Raw genomic sequence first — 19,322 nt, 5'->3', positions numbered from 1 at the left:
TTGACGTTGGCTCCTGCGGCGCCGATGGTGATCCGGTCTTTGCCGGCCGTCCCACGCAGTACGACGACCTGGCCGTTGCCGGGCTTGGAGTTCGCGCCGAGATCGATCTTGACCTCGATCTCGTCGTCACCGGCCTCAGCTGTCTTGCCGGGCGCGAGCCCGGGAGCGAGATCGACTGTCTCGTACCCCGGCGTTCCCTTGATGTCGATCGTGTCGGTCGAGGTCACGGTGGCCAAGCCGCACGGGACGCCGTTGACGGTCAGGTTGTTGCCTGACCTACCGATGGCTGCCGTCCCGTCAGTGACCTTGACAGTCATGGTGCTGCCACCGAACATGCAGGTCACGTCGGCCGAAGCCGACGGTGCCAGCACTGCTGTTGCGGTCCCCAGCATCCCCAGCGTTGCGAGACTCGCGGCGAGCCGCCGCCAAGTTGTTGCGTGTTTCATCTTTCCCCCTGGACGGTCACGTTCGCCGCGGTCGGCAATATCGGTGATGACCGTATTGTTGGAAGGATGCGGCCAGGATTTCCGTAGGCTTAAAGTCCGGCCGAGCAGAATGCCGCTGGCCAGATCGGGCGTCCGCTGCCACTCTTGGCCTGAGGAGGACTGCTCTGATGGCTGACCTGGGGGTACGCCGATCAGGCGCCGACATCTTCGTCGGCCGCCGGTCGGAGCAAGCGCAGCTGCACACCGCCCTGCTCGACGTCCGGTCCGGGCGGGGCCGGGTGTGTCTGCTGAGTGGACAGGCGGGAATCGGCAAGACCGGCCTCGCAACACTGCTGTCCACCGCCGCCCGGGAGAGCGGTGCGCGAGTGCTGTGGGGCCGGTGCTGGGAGGACGGCGGAGCGCCGGCGTACTGGCCGTGGGTGCAGATCCTGCGCGGTCTGGTCACCGAGACAGACGAACGGGACCTGGCGGAGTTCGCCGGGACTGCGGTGCCTCTCGCCCGGCTATTGCCCGAGCTGGCCGACTACCTGCCGAGCTCCGATCCCGGACGGAAGGACTCGATCCGTACCGACGACGAGCGCTTTCAGCTATTCGACTCGATCACGAGGTTCATGGCCAGGGCCGCGGCCGGCCAGCCGGTTGTCATCGTCATCGACGACGCGCACGCCGCCGACGAGCCGTCGCTGCTCCTGTTGCGGTTCGTTGCCCGCGACATCTGGAGCGTGCCGATCCTGCTCCTGGTCGCCTACCGCGACGATGCCACGACACCTGACGACCGCCTCGGCCTGCTGTCCACGCTCGAGAAGGAGTGCACGAGTCTGCAGCTCGGCGGTCTCTCCCCCGATGAGGTGCACGAGTATCTGGCAGATACCGGACCCGGTACGCCGTCCGTCGAGCTGGCCGGCGCCGTCCACGAGGCCACCGGCGGCAACCCGTTCCTGCTCGGGCGGATCGCACGGCGGCTGGCCGAAACGGCGGACGAGCGGACATCCGCCGTACCGTTGCCGGACGATCTTCGCGACCTACTCCGTGGTCAGCTACGGCCGCTGCCCAGCGACACGAGGCGCATCCTGGGATACGCCTCGGTCCTCGGGCGGGTCTTCGAGTTGACTACGTTGCGGTATCTGGTCCACCGCTCGGATCATGAGCTCGCCTCCGAACTCCAGTCCGCGGTTGGGGCCGGCATCGTCCACACGGACGGTTCGGGAACCTATCGGTTCGCCCATGGGCTGCTGCAACAGACGGCGTACGCCGATCTGCCCCTGGACCTGCGCGGCAGCCTGCACCGCAGGGTTGGCGAAGTGCTTGAAGGCCGCTATTCCGCTGAGCCCGAGATGCACGCGACCGCGCTGGCGCACCACTTCGTGGCCGCGATCCGTTGCGGGCAACCGACCGAGGCGCTCGCACACAGGGCGTTGGACTACTCGGTGCGCGCCGCCCGGCGGGCCAGTCAACTGCTGGCCTACGAAGAGGCCGAGACACACTATGAACAGGCCCTCGCCGTACTCGACCGCACTCTCTCGGGGACGCCTGATCAGCGCTGCGATCTGCTACTCGCTCTCGGCAGCGCACGGCGCAGAGCCGGTCGGCTGTCGACCGCGCAGCAGGCGTACCGCGAGGCCGCCGTACTCGCCCGCTCGCTCGGATCCGCCGATCGGCTCGTCCGGGCAGCACTCGGATTCGGCGGCGGCCGGTTCGAGTTCGGCACCGTCGACCGGGAGCAGATCGACCTGCTGGAGGAGGCGTTGGCCACGACCCCGGCGCCGGTCGCACGGGTGCGTCTGCTGGCCCGGCTGGCCGTCGCGCTCTACTTCACCACCGAGCAGGAGCGTCGTATCGCTCTCGCCCACGAAGCAGTCCTCTGTGCGGCAGAGCTCAGCGATCCAGCCGTACTAGGCATCGCTCTGTCCGCCCGGCATTTCGCATCGTGGGGTCCGGACACGGCGACGGAACGGCTCGCGGACACCGAACAGCTGATCGCGATCGCGCGGCGCGCTGAGAACCAGCCGCTGATACTGGAGGGCCGAGTCTGGCGGATCGTCGACCTGCTGGAACTGGGCGAGATCCGCAGCGCATTCGCCGAGATGACGTCGTTCGACCGGCTCGCCACCGAGCTACGCATGCCGATCTACCGGTGGTATGCGGACCTGTTCGCGGCACAGCGGGCGCTGCTCGCGAGCGAGAACGCCGAGGCCGAAGGCCTGGCCGCACAGGCGAGGCAGTCTGGCCATCGCGCCGGAGCACGCAGTGCCGACCTGTTCTTCAGCACTCAGATCTATCTGCTGCGCCGCGAGCAAGGCAGGTTGGCCGAGTTGGAGGACGTGGTCGTCCGGATGGTCGACCAGTTCCCCGCAATGGCGAACTGGCGAGCCGCACTGACCCTCCTGTACGCCGAACTCGGCAAGACCGACCAGGCCCTTCGTGAACTCGATGCGTTGTTCACGCGGGAGCTCCAGGACTTGCCGAGAGACGCCAACTGGCCAGTCGTGACGGCACTTCTCGCCGAGGTCTGCACGATCCTCGGGGACGAGGCACGCGCCCGACTGCTGTACGACGCTCTGCTCCCCTTCGCCCACCGGATCGTCGTCGTGGCCTCGGCCGTGGCATGCCTCGGCCCGGTCGCGTACTACCTGGGACGCCTTGCGACCGTGCTCGGGGAGCACGAGAGCGCGGTCGCTCATTTCACGGAAGCCCTCGAGGTTGCGAACGCTGCGGACGCCGGGCCATGGCGCACCGACACACTCCGCGAGCTTGCTGCCTTGAGCCACCCGGCTCCGCCGTACGACGGGTCGGCAGGTCAGCATGTCCGATGAGACGACCGTGGCCATGCTTTCTCGGCCCCGGCTGACGAAGGCCTTGACACACGTGCTGACGCGGAGAATGACCTGCGTCGTGGCCGGAGCTGGTTTCGGCAAGACCACAGCATTGCGGTCCTGGTCCGCAGATGCTCGATGCGCCTGGCACTCGCTGACCGCAGCCGACCGGAACGTCGGTGTGCTTGCGCGCGGCATACTCGACGAACTGACCGAATGCATCCCCGGTCTGAGCGCCTGGCTGGCCGGCACGATCGGCGAAGCCGGCTTACCGGACAACGACGACGACGGACGCGCCGGTGCGATCGCGGCGTTGGTGTGCGACGCCTTGCACACACGCCTTCGAGACGACGTAGTGATCGTTCTCGACGACACCCAACTCCTCGCGCCGGGAAGCGGCTCGGCGCGGTTCGTCGAGTTCCTGTGCCGCCAAGCGCCCGACCGACTGCACGTGGTGCTGTCGGGTCGGGAGGAACCGCCGTTCCACCTCGAGCGACTGCGGGCACATGGCGACGTACTCGATCTCTCGGCGAACGATCTGGCCTTCACCGTGGACGAGACCGCAGAGCTCCTCGCCTCGGTCGTACGACGAGAGCCGGGCGAGCTGGCGCCCACGCTCTGGGACGCGACCCGGGGCTGGCCGGTCGCCGTACGCCTGGCCGCGGACATGATGGCCGAGGCGTCGCCGGCGGATCAGGAGCGAATTGTCGAGGGTGTCCGCCTGGCCGAGGGACCACTGTTCGACTATCTGGCCCGCGATGTGTTCGACCGCGAACCGTTCGTGGTGCGCGAACTGGTGCGGACCGCGGCGGCCTGCGGGCAGATCAGCGCACAACTGTGCGAGGCGCTCGGGCAGCCGGAGACAGCAGGCCACATCAACTCACTCCTGCGTCGAGGTCTGCTCGTCGAGCATCGCGCGGCGGGCCGACGGGCAGGCAGCGCTTTCGCTCGCTATTCCCTGGTCCCGCTGGCCCGTGAGTTCGCACTGCGGCATTTCCCACTCGATCAATGGGAACTGCGTGAGCTGAGCGAGCGAGCAGCCGCATGGTTCGTCGAGCAGAACGACCTGGAGGTAGCGCTGAACCTGCTGCTCGATGCCGACTTGCCGAACCGCGTCGTCGACCTACTTGCCGACCATGGGTCCGAGCTGCTCGGACGAGGTGCAGTCGCTGCGGTGATCCGCGCCGCGGACTCGGTGCCCGCGGACGCGCTCAGGCCGGCTCACTGGCGTCTGCTCGGGGAGGCGCTGCAGGTGCGCGGCGATTGGGAGCGTGCGCTGTCCTGCTTCCGCAGGGTGGAGACCTCGCTCGGCGAACTCGACACCGGGCTGGCCTGGCGGATGGGTGTCATTCACTACCTGCGCGGCGATCTCGACGATGCACTTGAGGTCTACCGACGGGGTCTGGTCACAACGTCCGGCGACTCATCCAGTAGCGCCGAGGATGCACGACTACTGGCATGGATGGCCACCGCCTATTGGGCCAAGGGCGACGCATCGACCTGCCGCGAGCTGACAGACCGCGCAATGCGGGTCGCCACGAACGCAGCCGACGACCGCGCCCTCGCCGCCGTACACACGACCATCGCCATGCTCGCTGTGCTCGAAGGAGACCGGGCGGCCAACGACCAGCACTACGCCACTGCGTTGGAGCACGCCGAACGCGCCGGCGACGTACTGCAGATCATCCGGATCCGCGTCAACCACGCATCGCACTGCCAGGACGAAGGGAACTACGAGGACGCCCTGGCCGAACTGGAGGCTGCGATCCCGCTGGCCGACCTCGCCGGCTTCGCCACGTTCCAGGCACTCGGCCGGAACAACCGCGGTGACGCCTACCGTTGCCTGGGGCGATTCGAGGAGGCGATCGTCGACTTCGAGGCCGCCAAGCTGTACTTCCAGCGAACCGGATCGCGGGATGTGTGCTACCCGATCTGCGGACTCGGTGACGTCTACCTCGCCCGGGGCGATCTCGCGCTCGCCCGGTCAGCCTACGAACAAGCAGTCACGCTGGCCGAGGACGGACCAGAGCTGCAGAACCTGGTGCCCGCCCTGTCAGGGCTGGCGCGCGTGCTGGCCTCGGACGATCCAGCCGCAGCCGGAAAGGCAGCCGAACGCGCACTGTCGTTCGGACCGGTCTTCGGGCACGTCGGAGCCTTACTCGCGGCGGCTCGGGTCGCGCTGCTCTCAGCTGAGCTCACGCGCGCCGACGACCTCGCTACGCAGGCTGCCTCCGAAGCCCGCCGCCAGCGAGATCGCGCCAGCCTCGCCGAGGCGCTCGAGATACAGGCCCACTGTGCAGACTCGCCGTACCTCCTGGAACAGGCCGCAGGATCTTGGCGCGACCTGCGCGATCCGATCGGCACACTGCGCGTCAGTCTCCTGCTCGCGGGGCAACTCGGGGGCACCTCCGGGCGTGAGCTGGCCGAGGATGTCGCACGCCAGGCGGCCCAACTCGGCGCGCACGGCTACAGCCGGGCCGCGGCCGACCTGCTCGCGTCGTTCGAATGCAAGCCGCAGCCCAAACTGGCCATCCGCGTACTCGGCACCTTCACGGTGCTTCGCAACGGCGTATCCGTCACCGCAGCCACGTGGCAGAGCAAGAAGGCACGCGACCTGCTGAAGATCCTCGTCTCCCGACGCGGCCGGCCCGTCGCCCGGCTGGCGCTGATGGCAGCGCTCTGGCCCGACCAGCCACCGGAACGCCTGTCGAACCGGCTCTCGGTCGCACTCTCGACTGTCCGCGGCGTACTCGACCCGGACAAAGAACTCGGGCCGGCCCCGCTGATCGATGCCGATCTGGAGAATGTGCGCCTCGACATCAGTCAGCTCACGATCGACGTGGAGAGTTTCCTTGCCGACGCCAGTACAGGTTTGGCTCACTGGCGGGCCGGACGGACGTCAGAAGCCGGCCGCCTGCTGGCAGCAGCGGAAACCACCTACACCGGCGACTTCCTCGACGAGAATCCGTACGACGACTGGGCTACTGCCCTCCGCGAGGAAGCCAAAGCCGCCTATCTGGAGGTACTGCGCGCACTGGCAGACGAAGCCGCCGCCGCAGGCGACAACGGAACCGTCGCCCGCTACCAATTGCGCATCCTCGAGCACGACCCGTACGACGAGCGCGCCCACCTCGACCTCGTACATGTCCTCGAACGCACCGGCAGTCACGGCGAAGCCAGACGTCGCTACCAGGCCTACCTGGAACGAATGGCAGAAATCGACGCAGAGGCTGCCCCGTTCCCCAAGCCTTAAGACCACCGAAACCCCGCCAGGCACCATGAACCTGCACGTCAGCCGCCCCGCTCATCCACGCAGCCGAGGGGTGATCCATGCAGACCTTCGTCGTACGAGTCTGGTCACCGGCCGACGGCCCACCCGGCGACGAACTGCGCGGCATCGTCCAGCACATCGCAACCGGCCAGTCGATCCCGTTCCGCACCCGCCTCGAACTGATCCACGTCATCCGCACCTGCATGACCGACCGAACCCCTCCAGCGACGTAGCCAACGGCGTGCAGCCTCGAGCAAGCCTGAGCCCGGTTCCGCCCGGCGGCGCGACCATCAGGCGGCCTGATGCAACTGGCTCAGCGGACAGCCGTGTCCCAGTTGCTCCGCAACGCCCTACCTACCGGGCCCATCGACCCCGACGCCCTGTCCGACCCCGTCTTCGTCACTTTCGAAGGCACCTTCCTCCTCTGCCGTTCCGCCAACACGCCCACCTACACGCGCGCCCAGCTAACCGTCCTCCGCCAACTCCTCGAGTCCCTACTCGACACCAACCCCGCATCCGGCCCGCGCTCGCCCGGCCGGGCGACTGCCGGGTCATCCTCTGCTGGCGGTGATTGGGTCCAATTAACACCTAACGGCTCATAAGGCTCTGGTCACAGGCCGGGGCCTGTCAGACGATGGCCGTGCTGCGGAACAGGGTGTTCGTTGCTCCACCGACCCAGACGCTGCCATCGGTCGCCGCGGTGATCCTGATGTCACCAGCCCTGCCCAGCCGTTGGCCTTGCGAGACGCGGTAGCTGCCCGGCACCGCGCGGTGCGGGTGAGCCACTGGCCGACCGAGGCGTTCATGCTGCCGCAGACCGGATCCTCCGCCACTCCAATGCCCGGTGCGAACGTGCGCATCTCGAAAGCGTGCTCCGGCCCCTCGGGATAGGCGCCGATCGCGCCGACCATCGCAGTCGGCATCCGCGGAGGCGGGCGTCAGCACGAACGTCGTCTCGGACAGATTCGTCCACCGGGCGACCCGCTGCATCGCGTCGGTGTCCAAGTCATCCGCGTCAAGGATCACCGCGACGGGATTGCCGAGGTAGGGGGCGGCGAGAACACATCGACCTGCGCGAACGGACGTGAGCGTGCCATGACGCGAACCATTCATTCCGTCGTCGTCTTGCGCGGCGTCAGGTGACGATTCGCTCGGCGGCCGGTACGACGCCGATGACCACCATCGCAGCACCGGAGATCGCGCAACTGCAGGGGTGGGGGACGGCCAGGCCCGTGCAGACCTCCCGCGACGGGCCTGGCGCTGCTCCGTCTGTGAGTTAGTCCGCCTGATGGAGATCCGGCTGCTGGGTAAGGTCGAGGTCAGGGTCGGCGACTCGGTGCTGGATGTCGATTCGTCGAAGCAGCGTCTGGTGTTTGCGGTGCTGGCGGCGACACCGGGTCAGGTCGTGCCGCTCGAGGTGTTGATCGATCGGGTCTGGGGTGAGGATCTTCCCGCCCGTCCGGCGGCGACGCTCTACGCCTACTTGAGTCAGCTTCGCGGCGTGCTGAGCACGGTTGGTGGCTCGGTCGTACGGCGCTCCGGCGGCTATGCCTGTGAGGTTCCACCGGAGTGCGTGGACGTCTCTCGCTCCGCCAACTAGTCGCCATCGTTCGTCGGCGTGGAGCAGGCTGATTGCGGCGATCCAGGATGACTTGCCAGCGCTGTTGGAGTCGCTCGGTCCTTGGCCAGCGACGGTGATGAGCCCGCGGTGCGCGGTCGGCGCGGGGTGGGTGGACGGAAGCGAGATGTCGATGACTTGTACTCCGACCAGCACTCGGTGACCGATGGTATCTCGGCTCGGGCAATGGCTGGGCCACGCCGCGACCTTCTGGCCGGCCTTACTGTTGCGATCGTCGCGCTCCCGCTCGCGCCGGCGGTTCGGTATCTTGTCCGGGCTCGGCGCCGCCGCGGGCCTCACCACGGCAGTGGTGGCTGGCATAGTGGCTACGGCGTACGACGGGCCGACCTGCAGGTGTCGGGACCGACCGGTGCGATGGCTGTCGTCCTGGTACCGATCATCCACGCATACGGCGCCGGTGGAATGTTGACCGTCGGGCTGCCGGCCGGGCTGATGCTGATCGGCCAGGCGGTCGCGAGAGCCTGCCGCTACATGGCGTTCGTTCCCGCCTCCGTAGTCGAAGAGTTCACCCTTGGCATCGCCAGGCGTCATCGGCCTGCAACAGTTGCCGCCCGCTCTCGGCGTCGCGCCGCCCGAAATTGACGCCCGGAACCACGTTCGGGGATCCGGGCGCCTCGACGGACCGGGCTCAGAGCTTGTGACCGACGCCGCCGACAATGCACTCCTCGACCTGGTTCAGCGGCATGACCCGGGGGCCGTCCGGCCACCACTCGTCGCACAGGACCAGGCCCGGCGTGACCAGCTCCTGGTCGGGGAACAGCTCGAGCAGCTGCTTGCGGGTCCGGAAGACGCCACTGCCCATCGGGCTGTGGGTGAACTTCTCCTCCATCTTCCGGGCGATCTCGGAGTGCTCCGGGGTCTCCGGGTCGAAGAAGTGCGCGATCACCGTGTAGGAGCCCGAGACCACCGCGTCGACATACTTCTGCATGATCTGCGGGCCGTCGTCACCGATGTAGTGGTGCAGGGTGCCGTTCTGGATGACCGCGATCGGCTGCGTGAAGTCGAGGAAGTCGACCGCCTTTACCTGTGCCAGCACCTCTTCGGGCTCGAAGATGTCGGCAGCGACGAACAGCGTGTTCTCGTTCTCCTCGAGCAGCGCGCGGCCGTGCGCGAGCACCACCGGGTCGTTGTCGATGTAGAGCACCTTCGCGTCCGGCCGCAGCCGCTGCACGACCTGGTGGGTGTTCTCGGCGGTCGGCAGACCGGAACCACAGTCCAGGTACTGCGTGATTCCGGCCTGGCCCGCAAGGAAGCGGCAGGCCCGGATCAGGAAGTTCCGGTTCGACCAGGCCAGGTCGTTGACCTGCGGCGCGACAGTGGCCACCTGCCGCAGCACCTCGCGGTCGACCTCGAAGTTGTCCTTACCGTTCAGCGCGGCGTCGTACACCCGGGCGATACTGGCCCTGGTGGTGTCCACCCCGACCGGAACCGAACTGGGAGCCTTGCTGATGTCAGGCATACGCGAACCTCTCACCATCTGTCGGGCAGCTATAAGGAAACACTACTGAGAGTAGACCCAGGTTGAACACGTCGTGCACGCCACCCGGACTTCCCCGCCGTTCGAGTTCATCGGCTATCGATCCCTACCGGCCGGCGCCAAACGAGGTCGCCGGCTACCTACGCACCATCACCAGGCCCTGTTCCGCTGCCCAACCGGCAGACCGCACTCGATCGCTGCACCAACGCAACGCAGCCCGACCCTCGCCGTGAGCCAGCCTCCTCAGCCGAAGCGGCGTAGGGGCGGAAGAGACCACGGCGATCGTTGCCGACGTGCGCCGGAGAGCTGCCCGGCTTCGCTGCGGTAGATGAAGAAACCCGACGGACCATTGCTGCGCCGTTCTTCGAGGACGTCGCACACTACCGGCCGCACGAGGCACCGCCGTTCATGAAGGCTGCCGTTGCTGTGACCGCGCGAAACAGCCTGCTCGTGCAGGTCCAAGACCACTCGATCATAGATTCGACCCTCCAGAGACTCGGCCACGATGCACCGCTCGCACCCTCGACCATGGCCGGGCCTTACCCCCTGGAGACGTTAGCGGCGCTTCTTCCGCTTCGCTGCTTTGGCTGCGCGGCGCTTGGCCTCCTTTGCGCGCTCCTTCACACGCAGCGATCTGCGAAGGACCTGCAGTCTTGACCGCTCGTCGGCGATCCATTTCCCGAGCGCGACCGGCAGTTCTGAACGACTCGCGAACCATCGACTCGCAGCGGCAGTGGCAGAGTCTACGGACTCACCGAAGTCCGCCAACTTGTCGGGCTCACGCAGCAAACCCGTAGCGATAGCTCGATAGGGACTGTCCCCCTTGAAGAACCGTCCGAGCCCGACCACCTGCTCGACCCCCGGACAGAAAGCCGCTCCGATCATCAACGCGCCGCCGGCCACCACTCCTCCGGAGTCCTCGCCTTCCTTGGTCTTCGCGGCCAACAGATCGAAGACCCGCTGCTCGTGTTCGTCCAGGACGAGCTCCGGCTCCTCTGTCAGACACCGTGCGTACGCTGTCCGGGCATCCTCCGCGTTCTCCAGGACGTGGGCGCGTGCCGCCCCGGCAACAGTAAACTCGAGCACCCGTTTGCCAGGCTGAAGCTCGCTGGCAGCGGCTTTGACCTCGACCACTCGCTCGAAGCCGATCAGCGCGAGCACATCGGGACGCCGTTGCCCACGACGGTGATCGTCACCGAGCCGCGCGAACGGTGAGGAGACGAAGGGGCAGACCTGCGCCGCGTAGAGCGCGCACACCTCGTGCACTGGAGCCTCGGTCGAATCGATCGCAGACGCCCCGAATGACTCCCAGTCCCGGTTCCCGGTTACCAGCCAGCGCAGCTCATCGCGGAACGGCCGGGCGCACACCCCGCACAAGTCGTAGGTCGCGATCGCGAGTTTGCGATCCTCCCCGATCCGACCGAAATTGATGCCCTCCGCGTCTTGTGGCACCGTCGCGATCACCGGATATCCCCGCACATCGCGCGTCAGTCCATCGAATCGCTTCGGAACCACGACTTCACTCGGCCGCATCCAACCCTCCTTCGCCGGGCCACAGGTTCAGCGGTGGAATGGTTCGGCTGCCACCGTGTTACTGCCGCCCGTTGTCTTGACAGCGTCCAACCTAGCCCAATCGTCGTGGCCACTTACCGACCGAGCAGACCAAGCGATGGGCTTGGTGCCCCCGCGTGCGCGGCTTCACCGCGGCCACGTCATCGGCCGGCGTAACAGTCATCGTTGCCCGGGGACGCGCAGTATGGCGGCCGAGCAACTTTCTCGATGGTGTGGGCCGCCCTTGGTGTCGGCAGATCTGCTGACGCCGACCCTGTAGACGCTCGGCGAGACACACCCTCTTTACACACCTCAATCAGCGCGAGCGGATGACCAGCGATGGCAAACCTATGCACGCCAAGAAAGCATCGAACCCCTTGCCAGTAAGGGACTTCACTCAGATGACGGCAACGGTCAGCCTCGGGTACAAATCAGCCGTTCAGGGTTCAGTCGACAGCCCTTGCCTAGTCTTCGCGGTGCCGCGGCATTGACGAGTGACCTGACCTGACTGGGACCGTCGTCGGTTCCGCGGCGCAATCCAGGCAGATCGCGCTGCTCCGGTATCCCGATTACGTCGCCACGCAGCGCGTAGCTATGTCTCCCGCTAGGTCTCCGGCGTTCGTGCTTCAAAGTTCCTTCTCTCAGGCGTTGAGCGTTGTCGGCTCGATGACCTGGAGGTAGTCGGTGGCGTATGCGAGAGATCAGTGGACTCGGGCGGTTAAGCAGGCGGACGGGACGGTGACGCGGGAGCGGAATGAGAAGCGGTGGGGCGGGAGAAGCGGTGGTTGGGGGTTTGGATCGATCCGCAGGGCGACGAGAAGTCGAGGGCATTTGCGACGAAAGCTGAGGCGCTGCGGTTTGCGACCGGGAAGGAGACCGATCGGGATCGGGGGACTACCTCGATCCGAATGCGGGGAAGGTGCGGCTCGAGGAGATCTGGGAGCGGTGGATCAGGTCACGAACAATCGACCCTGCCAGCGAGATCCAGTACGAGTCTAAGTGGCGCCTTCATGTGGGGCCGACGTTCGGCAAGCGGATGGTCAAGAGCATTCTGCCGTCGGAGATTGCGGTGTGGCTGACTGAGTTGATGGGACGGGCCCTCGACCGCTCGGGGTGCGTTCCTGGTGCTGAACGGGTGTCTTGAGTTGGCCGTTGCCGATGAGCTGATCAAGCGGAATCCGGGGCAGACGAAGGTGGTGAAGAAGCCGCCTCGGCGGTTCTCGCAGGTGGTTGCCTGGGCGGACGAGACGGTTGAGCAGGTCATTGAGGCGCATCCGGAGGAGTACAGGCTGATACCCACCATTGGGTCGGCGGCGGGACTGCGGCAGGGAGAGCTGTTCGGGCTGGCGCTCGAGGATCTCGACTTCGACGAAGGCGTGATCAGGGTCCGGCACCAGATCAAGCGACTGGGACAGACGTGGATCTATGGGCTGCCGAAGAACGACAAAGAGCGGATCGTGCCGATGCCATCACGTCTGGCCGAGCTCGCCAAGGAACACATCGCCACCTTCGGCACGCAGAACATCAGGCTGCCGTGGGAGCGAGTCGACGGTGAACTACGGCCGTATGAGCTCCTCTTCACGTGGGGAGACGACCGAGCGATGCGCGCCGATCTCTACAACCTTGTCATCTGGAAGCCTGCCATCGCTGCCGCAGGTGTCATTCCACCTCCGGTGAAGGATCAACGAGGCCGTAAGCGCTACGTGTCCGACTACACGGCCGGCATGCACGCGCTGCGCCACTACTTCGCCAGCATCACTCTCGCGGATGGAGTCAACATCAAAGAGCTCTCCGAGTACCTCGGTCACTACGATCCGGGGTTCACTCTGCGGATGTACACGCATATGCTCCCTTCGTCCCACGACCGGGAGAGTCAGGCCGTGAATCGCCGGCTCGAGCGACTTGGTTTGCGGCTGACGGAGCAGCGACGGAGCAGGGCCGAAAACAGCCCTGGATACGACGATCCCGACTTGGGCCCGGGGCTGGCCTGATGCCCGCACAGGCAGCCCCGATTCCCCTTACCTACAAGGCTATTTCAGCTCCGCTGACGTCTTCCCCAGAAGCCTTCGCGCAACGATCAGTTGCTGGATCTGTTGCGTACCCTCAAAGATGTCGAGGATTTTGCTGTCTCGGGACCACTTTTCGAGCAGGTGGTTTTCTGAGTACCCGAGGGTGCCGGTGAGTTCTACGCAGCGGAGGGTGATGTCGTTGGCGGTGCGGCCGGCTTTGGCTTTGGCTATGGAGGCTTCGAGGGAGTTGGGGCGGGCGTTGTCGGCCATCCAGGCGGCTTGGAGGGCCAGGAGGTGGGCGGCTTCCCAGTCGGCTTCCAGTTGGAGGTAGGTGGCTGCGGCGGCTGGTTGGCGGTGGGTGGGGCGGTCGTAGTCGATGTCGACGCCGGCCTCGGCCAGGAGGTCCTTGGTGAGTTCCAGGGAGGCTCGGGCCACGCCTACCGCCATGGCGGCGACCAGAGGGCGGGTGTTGTCGAAGGTCTGCATGACGCCGGCGAAGCCTTTGCCGGGGTCGATGTCGGGTGAGCCGAGGAGGTTGGCGGCGGGGACGCGGCAATTGTCGAAGCGGATGGTGGCGGTGTCGGAGGCGCGGATGCCGAGTTTGTGTTCGAGGCGCTCGACTGTGACGCCGGGGGTGTCCTTGGGGACGACGAAGGACTTGATGGCGGCGCGGCCGGCCGACTTGTCCAGCGTGGCCCAGACGACGACGGCGTCGCAGCGGCCGCCGGCGGTGACGAAGATCTTCTCGCCGTCGATGATGTAGTCGTCGCCGTCGCGGCGGGCGGTGGTGCGGATGCTGGCGGAGTCCGAACCGCACTCGGGTTCGGTGATGGCCATGGCCGCCCAGACGCCTTCGAAGCGGCGGAGTTGTTCGTCGGAGGCGACCGAGGCGATCGCGGAGTTGCCGAGGCCCTGGCGCGGCATCGAGAGCAGCAGCCCGACGTCGCCCCACGACATCTCCATGATGGAGAGGACCGAGGAGAGGTTCGAACCGTTCTTGACGCCGGTGTCTTCAGTGCCTTCGGTACGGCGGACGCCCGCCGCGCCGGCGCCGGAACCGGTGCCCGAGGCCCCCAACCCGTCGACCATCGCGGCGAGCATGTCGAGTTCGACCGGGTACTCGTGCTCGGCGAGGTCGTAGCGGCGCGAGTTCGGCCGGAGCATCTCGGCGGCGACCTGGTGAGCTTGGTTGACGAAGGCCCGGAACTTGCGGGGCGTCTCGAGGTTGATCATCAGACCAGCACCGTGCCTTCCATGATGCCGATGGCGCGCAGGTCGCGGTACCAGCGTTCGACCGGATGTTCCTTCACGAACCCGTGCCCACCCAGGAGTTGTACGCCGTCGGTGCCGATCTGCATGCCCTTGTCGGTGCACAGCCGGCGGGCGAGCGCGACCTCGCGGGCGAACGGGAGTCCTTGCTCCGCACGGGATCCGGCTCGGTAGGTCACCAGGCGCATCCCTTCGAGCTCGATCGCGATATTCGCGACCATGAAGGCAACGGACTGGCGATGACTGATCGGTTCACCGAAGGCGATGCGCTCATTCACGTACGGCGTGACGTAGTCGAGCACGGCCTTCGCCGTACCGAGGGAGAGCGCGCACCAGCCGAGTCGCGAGAGCCGGACGCACTCGACGTAGTCGTCGAAGGTACCGAGCTGAACCGCCGGTACGTCGTCGAAGATCACCCGACTGAGTGAGGCGGCCCGCAGACCCATCGACGGCTCGGCCTCGATCGTGACACCGGGGTGACCGGATTCGACCAGGAAAAGCGCCGGGCCGCGGTCGTCGAGCTGGGCGGCGATGACGAAGAGCTCGGCCTCGGCTCCGCGCGGCACGAGCGACTTCACGCCGGTCAGCTTGCCGCCGGTCACTCGGGTGCGGAGGTCGAACGGGTCGAACAGCGGTCGCGGCTCCAGGATCGCGAGCGCGGCAGCCGGGGCCGACTCGCCAGTGAAGGCCGGGAGGTAGGTCGCCTGCTGGGTCTCGTCTCCCCACAAGGAGATCGCCGTACTCACGGCGGCCGGTGCCAGGCACGCGACGGCCTGCCCCATGTCCCCGTGAGAGAGCGCTTCCGCGACGAGTACGCCGGTCATCGCGGATCGCTCGGTGACGATGCCGCCGAGCTCCTCCGGGACCTCGATCAGGCTCAGCCCGAGATCCGCCGAGGCGGACAGCACCTTGGGTTCGGTCGCGCAGTCGCTGTCCGCGACCGCGGCGGCCGGGCGCAGCACCTCGGCCGCGAACTCGCGCACCACCTCGACGACCGTCTGCTGGTCCTCGGTCGGCGTCAGGTCGAACTTCCCGGTCCCCCGCGCCGCCGGCAACCGCGACGGTTTCGCGAGCTTCGAGGCGGCCGAGAAACTCCGGGAGAGCGCTCCCGCCGTTCTGAAACCGCTCTTCGTCGCCTCGAACACCACGCGCTCGGTCTGCTTGCGCCACCCGAACCGGTCGATCGTGCGCGACTTCGCCAGCCGGTTCAGCCAGGCGACCCCGACCCCGATGACATCCCGCCGCCGCTCCCGACCACGCGTCCGCTCCAGAAGGCTCATACCCGCCACTGTAAACCGAAGTTACAACCGGAGTCACGTGACCCAGACCACAGTCCACTTCGGGACTCCCCGAAGCCGGGGTTCGGCGTTCGTCGAACGCCTTGCCGCCTCCCCGGCCGGTCCGCCACGGTGATCTGGTCTACTCCACAATGAGATCGGATGGAGCTCTCGATGCCCGACGAACGCTGGATCCTCGCCTTCGACGCGTCCTGCGGAAACTGCCGAGCCATCGCCACTGCCACCCAAGAAGCCTCGGCCGGCCGGCTCGACGTACTGCCGCTGCAGAACGACGACGTGACCCGCTGGCGGAACGAGACGCTGGGCGCGGATGCGCCGTGGCGGCCGACGCTGCTCCGAGTGCGGACGGCAGCCGGCCGGGAGTCCGCCACCGCCTGGACCGGACCTGCCCTGGTCAGGCCACTGGTTCGCGCGCTCGGCGTCCGGGCGACGCTCGCCGTACTCCGCGGTCTCGGTCAACTGCAGCAGTCGTCGCGGCCTGCCGCGGGGTTGAACCGCAAGCAGTTCCTGCGGCTCGGGGCCGGTGCCGGAATGGCTGCCGGCATCGTGCTCACCGGCCGTGCCCCCGCGTTCGCGACCGGCCGCGCCGCCGACATTCCCGCCTGGATCGCGGCGAACAAGGACAAACTTCCGCGCAGCTACGACAAGTTCACGAGCTTGCCGATGGCCTATCGGAAGGCCGTGTACGGCGAGCTGCCGGTGTCCGTCCGCCAAGACCTCTGGCTGGAGCAGATCCGCCGCCACCGCGCGGCCGCCCGAGTCGTCTCGCGCGACCAAGCGACAGCTCTGGACGAGTTCGAGGCGTTCGTACGGCGTGGTTTCGAGTACCCCGCCGAGGACTTCGCCGGCCGGGACCGCTTCGGCGAGCTGGTCAACTCGGCGTACGAGAAGCGCGAGGCCGGCAAGCTGTTCCGCACCCTCGGTCCGTCCGACAACGCCGGGATGGCTCCCGCCGGCGACTGCTCGTGCTCAACCTGGGACGACTGGTGCGACGGTACGTGCTGGTTCCGGGCGAACAACTGCACGCGGACGAGGTTCGGTTGCGGGGACGCCTGGTCGTACCACTGCGACGGGCACTGCGGCTGAATGACGCCGTACAAGAGAGCGTTTGCTCTGCCGCCGTTCGCAGAGAACACGCCCGAAGTCGTCGCGGCGCTGCTCGAGCTCGGCCGTCCGAACGGCCCGCTGGACGCCCGCGACGACCTCACCCTGAGCGCGGAGGTCCTCGCCGACCAGCCGGGAACGGGCGTTCAGAACGCAGAGAGCGCTTTCTTCGGACAGTTCATCAGCCACGATCTGTCCCTCGATCCGCGCTCACGGCTCGGCCGCCCCGCCGATCCGCGAGTGGTCACCAACCAGCGCACGCCGGGATTGGATCTCGACTCGGTCTACTCCGACGGCCCGCCCGGACTGCACTTCGACCCAGCCGACCCCGACAAACTGCTGGTTGGGCACGGCGGTCGGTACGAAGACGTGCCGCGCGCCCCGGACGGCACGACGATGACCGTGGACCTGCGGAACGACGACACCGTGATCCTCGCTGGACTGCATGCCGCGGTGCTGCGCTTTCACAACCACGTCGTCGATCGACTCCGGTCCGCCGGTGTCAGGAGTTTCGGCGAGTACCGCCGCGAGGTCGTCTGGCATTACCAGTGGATCGTCCGGCACGAGTACCTGCCGGCGCTGACCCAGCCCGGCAGCTGGGCCCGGGTGTCGCGGCGACCGGCCGATGCGTTGCCGATCGAACTCCAGATCGCGCTCCGCATCGGCCACGCCCAGCTGCGGCCGGCCTATCGAGTGAATGACGACCTGGCCTGCTATCTCTTCCACCCTGACGGGTCAGACCTGCGCGGCGGCCGCAGCGATCCGCAACGCTTCGTCGATTGGCGACAACTGCAGGCCGCACGAGGGCAGAGGCTGGATCGCTCCATCTGCACCCCGCTGTTCCAGCTTCCGCGAGAGGCGTTGCCGAGCGGCGATGCGCCCGTCTCGCTGCCACAGCGGGATCTGTTGCGCCACCTCACCTGGCAGGTACCGTCCGGCCAGGCGATCGCCGAGACAATCGGCGTACCGGTCCTCGCGCCCGCTGACCTCGCAGAGCTCCAGCCTTACGGCCTCGATCGCTCCACTCCCCTGTGGTACTACCTGCTCGCCGAAGCCGAGGTCGTGACCGCCGGTGCCACGCTCGGGCCGCTGGGCAGCCGTCTGCTCGGCGAAGCCCTGCTCGCACAGCTCACCATGCCGGACGACTGGCGTCCCGCCCTGCCCAGCCACGAGTCGGGGTCGTTCACACTGACCGACCTGTTCGATCTTGCCGGCGTACTAGATCGTGCAGGCGTCAGCCTTGGCGGTTAGGTAGCGCTGCTCGGGGAGGCTGGTGGTACGGCGGGCAGCGGCGAGGTAGAGGTCTCGGGCCTCGGTGAGGTTGCCGGCGCGCTCGTGCAGGTGGGCGCGGACGGCGTCCAGGCGGTGCGATTCGGTGAGGCTCTTGTTGCCGTCCAGGGTGGACAGCAGATCCAGACCGGCTTGCGGTCCTTCGACCTGGGACAAGGCGATCGCTCGGTTGAGCGTGATCATCGGGTTCGGCGTCAGCTGCTCGAGGATCAGATAGAGAGCGTGGATCTGCGGCCAGTCGGTCTCTTCGGCGCTCGGCGCCTCGGCATGCACGGCGGCGATCGCGGCCTGCACCTGGTACGGGCCGACTCCCCCACGCGCCATCGTGGACAGGATGAGCGTGGTGCCCTCGTCGATCTGAGCGCGATCCCAGAGAGCGCGATCTTGTTCGTCAATAGGGATCAGCGAACCGTCGGCCGTGCTTCGCGCCGTACGGCGGGAGTCGGTGAGCAGCATCAGCGCGAGCAGACCCGCGACCTCGCCGTCGTCGGGCAACGCCGTTCGCAGCATCCGGGTCAGGCGGATCGCCTCGGCGGTCAGCTCGACGCGTTGCAGCGACTCACCGGAGCTCGCCGTGTAGCCCTCGTTGAAGATCAGGTAGAGCACCTGCCGTACGACGCGCACCCGGTCTGCGAGTTCGTCCGCCGGTGGCATTTCGAAGGAACTCCCGGCCTCCTTGATGCTCTTCTTCGCGCGGCTGATCCGCGGCGCCATCGTTGCCTCAGGCACCATAAACGCGTGGGCGATCTCGGCGGTGGAGAGGCCGCCGACCGCGCGCAGCGTGAGCGCGACCTGTGACGCCGGCGTGACGGCCGGGTGGCAACACAGGAGGAGCAACGTGAGCGTGTCGTCCTCATCCGGAGCCTCGACGGAGTCTGCACCGGGCGAGACGAGCTCTTCCGTCCCAGCCATCGCGGCGACCGAGTCCTCGCGCCGCCGCCGTGCGCTCTCACTGCGGAATTGATCAGTCAGTCGCCGCGTAGCGACCGTGATCAGCCAGCCGCGCGGATTCGCCGGTACGCCGTCGGTCGGCCACTGCGTCGCCGCAGCCAGCAACGCCTCCTGGACAGCGTCCTCACACAGATCGAACTGCCCGTAACGCCGAGTCAGGAACCCAAGCACCTGTGGCGTCAGCTCACGCAGCAACTCCTCCAT

General features: G+C 67.2%; 16 protein-coding genes. 9 read left to right on the top strand and 7 right to left on the bottom strand.

What is annotated here, in order from left to right; all coding sequences use genetic code 11:
• The coding region (locus ABD231_RS35155) for a hypothetical protein (RefSeq protein WP_344162179.1) at positions 1-446 on the bottom strand (446 nt) is incomplete at its 3' end.
• Between the two features lie 167 nt (positions 447-613).
• On the opposite strand from ABD231_RS35155, the gene ABD231_RS35150 reads away from it, so the two are divergent.
• The 3 genes from ABD231_RS35150 to ABD231_RS35140 all read left to right on the top strand — a co-directional run bounded on the left by ABD231_RS35150 (position 614) and on the right by ABD231_RS35140 (position 6,763).
• Positions 614-3,259: an ATP-binding protein gene (locus ABD231_RS35150; RefSeq protein WP_344162176.1), complete on the top strand. Its 2,646-nt coding sequence runs from the start codon at positions 614-616 to the stop codon at positions 3,257-3,259.
• Entirely contained in the window at positions 3,249-6,512 is a 3,264-nt protein-coding gene (locus ABD231_RS35145) for an AfsR/SARP family transcriptional regulator (RefSeq protein WP_344162173.1), read from the top strand. Before ABD231_RS35150 ends, ABD231_RS35145 begins: the two co-directional genes overlap by 11 nt.
• Positions 6,513-6,589: 77 nt before the next feature.
• Positions 6,590-6,763 (top strand): hypothetical protein, encoded by a 174-nt coding sequence (locus tag ABD231_RS35140; RefSeq protein WP_344162170.1) that lies wholly within the window; start codon positions 6,590-6,592, stop codon positions 6,761-6,763.
• A gap of 363 nt (positions 6,764-7,126) precedes the next feature.
• Here the strand turns inward: ABD231_RS35140 and ABD231_RS35135 are convergent, their stop codons facing one another.
• Entirely contained in the window at positions 7,127-7,441 is a 315-nt protein-coding gene (locus ABD231_RS35135) for a PhzF family phenazine biosynthesis protein (RefSeq protein ID WP_344162684.1), read from the bottom strand.
• A gap of 228 nt (positions 7,442-7,669) precedes the next feature.
• On the opposite strand from ABD231_RS35135, the gene ABD231_RS35130 reads away from it, so the two are divergent.
• The 3 genes from ABD231_RS35130 (at position 7,670) to ABD231_RS35120 (ending at position 8,751) form a co-directional block, all read left to right on the top strand.
• Complete coding sequence (locus ABD231_RS35130) at positions 7,670-7,810, top strand: hypothetical protein (RefSeq protein ID WP_344162167.1); 141 nt, start codon at positions 7,670-7,672, stop codon at positions 7,808-7,810.
• 8 nt (positions 7,811-7,818) lie between these two features.
• On the top strand, positions 7,819-8,130 hold the full coding sequence (locus ABD231_RS35125; RefSeq protein WP_344162164.1) for an AfsR/SARP family transcriptional regulator: 312 nt from the start codon (positions 7,819-7,821) through the stop codon (positions 8,128-8,130).
• A gap of 204 nt (positions 8,131-8,334) precedes the next feature.
• A complete protein-coding gene (locus ABD231_RS35120; protein WP_344162161.1) occupies positions 8,335-8,751 on the top strand; it encodes a hypothetical protein in 417 nt (138 codons plus the stop codon).
• A 46-nt stretch (positions 8,752-8,797) separates the two neighbouring features.
• Here the strand turns inward: ABD231_RS35120 and ABD231_RS35115 are convergent, their stop codons facing one another.
• Both ABD231_RS35115 and ABD231_RS35110 read right to left on the bottom strand, forming a co-directional pair.
• Complete coding sequence (locus tag ABD231_RS35115) at positions 8,798-9,628, bottom strand: SAM-dependent methyltransferase (protein WP_344162158.1); 831 nt, start codon at positions 9,626-9,628, stop codon at positions 8,798-8,800.
• A 573-nt stretch (positions 9,629-10,201) separates the two neighbouring features.
• On the bottom strand, positions 10,202-11,179 hold the full coding sequence (locus ABD231_RS35110; RefSeq protein ID WP_344162155.1) for a hypothetical protein: 978 nt from the start codon (positions 11,177-11,179) through the stop codon (positions 10,202-10,204).
• A gap of 1,211 nt (positions 11,180-12,390) precedes the next feature.
• Between ABD231_RS35110 and ABD231_RS35105 the strand changes: the two genes are divergently transcribed.
• Complete coding sequence (locus ABD231_RS35105; protein ID WP_344162152.1) at positions 12,391-13,188, top strand: tyrosine-type recombinase/integrase; 798 nt, start codon at positions 12,391-12,393, stop codon at positions 13,186-13,188.
• Positions 13,189-13,227: 39 nt separating this feature from the next.
• Here the strand turns inward: ABD231_RS35105 and ABD231_RS35100 are convergent, their stop codons facing one another.
• A complete protein-coding gene (locus ABD231_RS35100; RefSeq protein ID WP_344162149.1) occupies positions 13,228-14,439 on the bottom strand; it encodes an acyl-CoA dehydrogenase family protein in 1,212 nt (403 codons plus the stop codon).
• Positions 14,439-15,755 (bottom strand): acyl-CoA dehydrogenase family protein, encoded by a 1,317-nt coding sequence (locus tag ABD231_RS35095; RefSeq protein ID WP_344162146.1) that lies wholly within the window; start codon positions 15,753-15,755, stop codon positions 14,439-14,441. The genes ABD231_RS35100 and ABD231_RS35095 overlap by 1 nt, the downstream gene beginning before the upstream one ends.
• Before the next feature lie 171 nt (positions 15,756-15,926).
• Here ABD231_RS35095 and ABD231_RS35090 point away from each other — a divergent pair, with 171 nt between their 5' ends.
• Positions 15,927-16,859: a bacteriocin fulvocin C-related protein gene (locus tag ABD231_RS35090; protein ID WP_344162143.1), complete on the top strand. Its 933-nt coding sequence runs from the start codon at positions 15,927-15,929 to the stop codon at positions 16,857-16,859.
• On the top strand, positions 16,860-18,128 hold the full coding sequence (locus ABD231_RS35085) for a peroxidase family protein (protein WP_344162140.1): 1,269 nt from the start codon (positions 16,860-16,862) through the stop codon (positions 18,126-18,128). It abuts the gene before it with no gap.
• Here the strand turns inward: ABD231_RS35085 and ABD231_RS35080 are convergent.
• Positions 18,096-19,322, bottom strand: coding sequence for an RNA polymerase sigma factor (locus ABD231_RS35080; RefSeq protein WP_344162681.1), 1,227 nt, complete (start codon positions 19,320-19,322; stop codon positions 18,096-18,098). The two genes, ABD231_RS35085 and ABD231_RS35080, sit on opposite strands and share 33 nt — an antisense overlap.

Source organism: Kribbella yunnanensis (genome assembly GCF_039529655.1).
GTDB classification, from domain to species: Bacteria; Actinomycetota; Actinomycetes; order Propionibacteriales; family Kribbellaceae; genus Kribbella; species Kribbella yunnanensis.
Note: the sequence above shows the minus strand (reverse complement) of the source record. Positions and strands in the feature narration are given on the sequence as shown.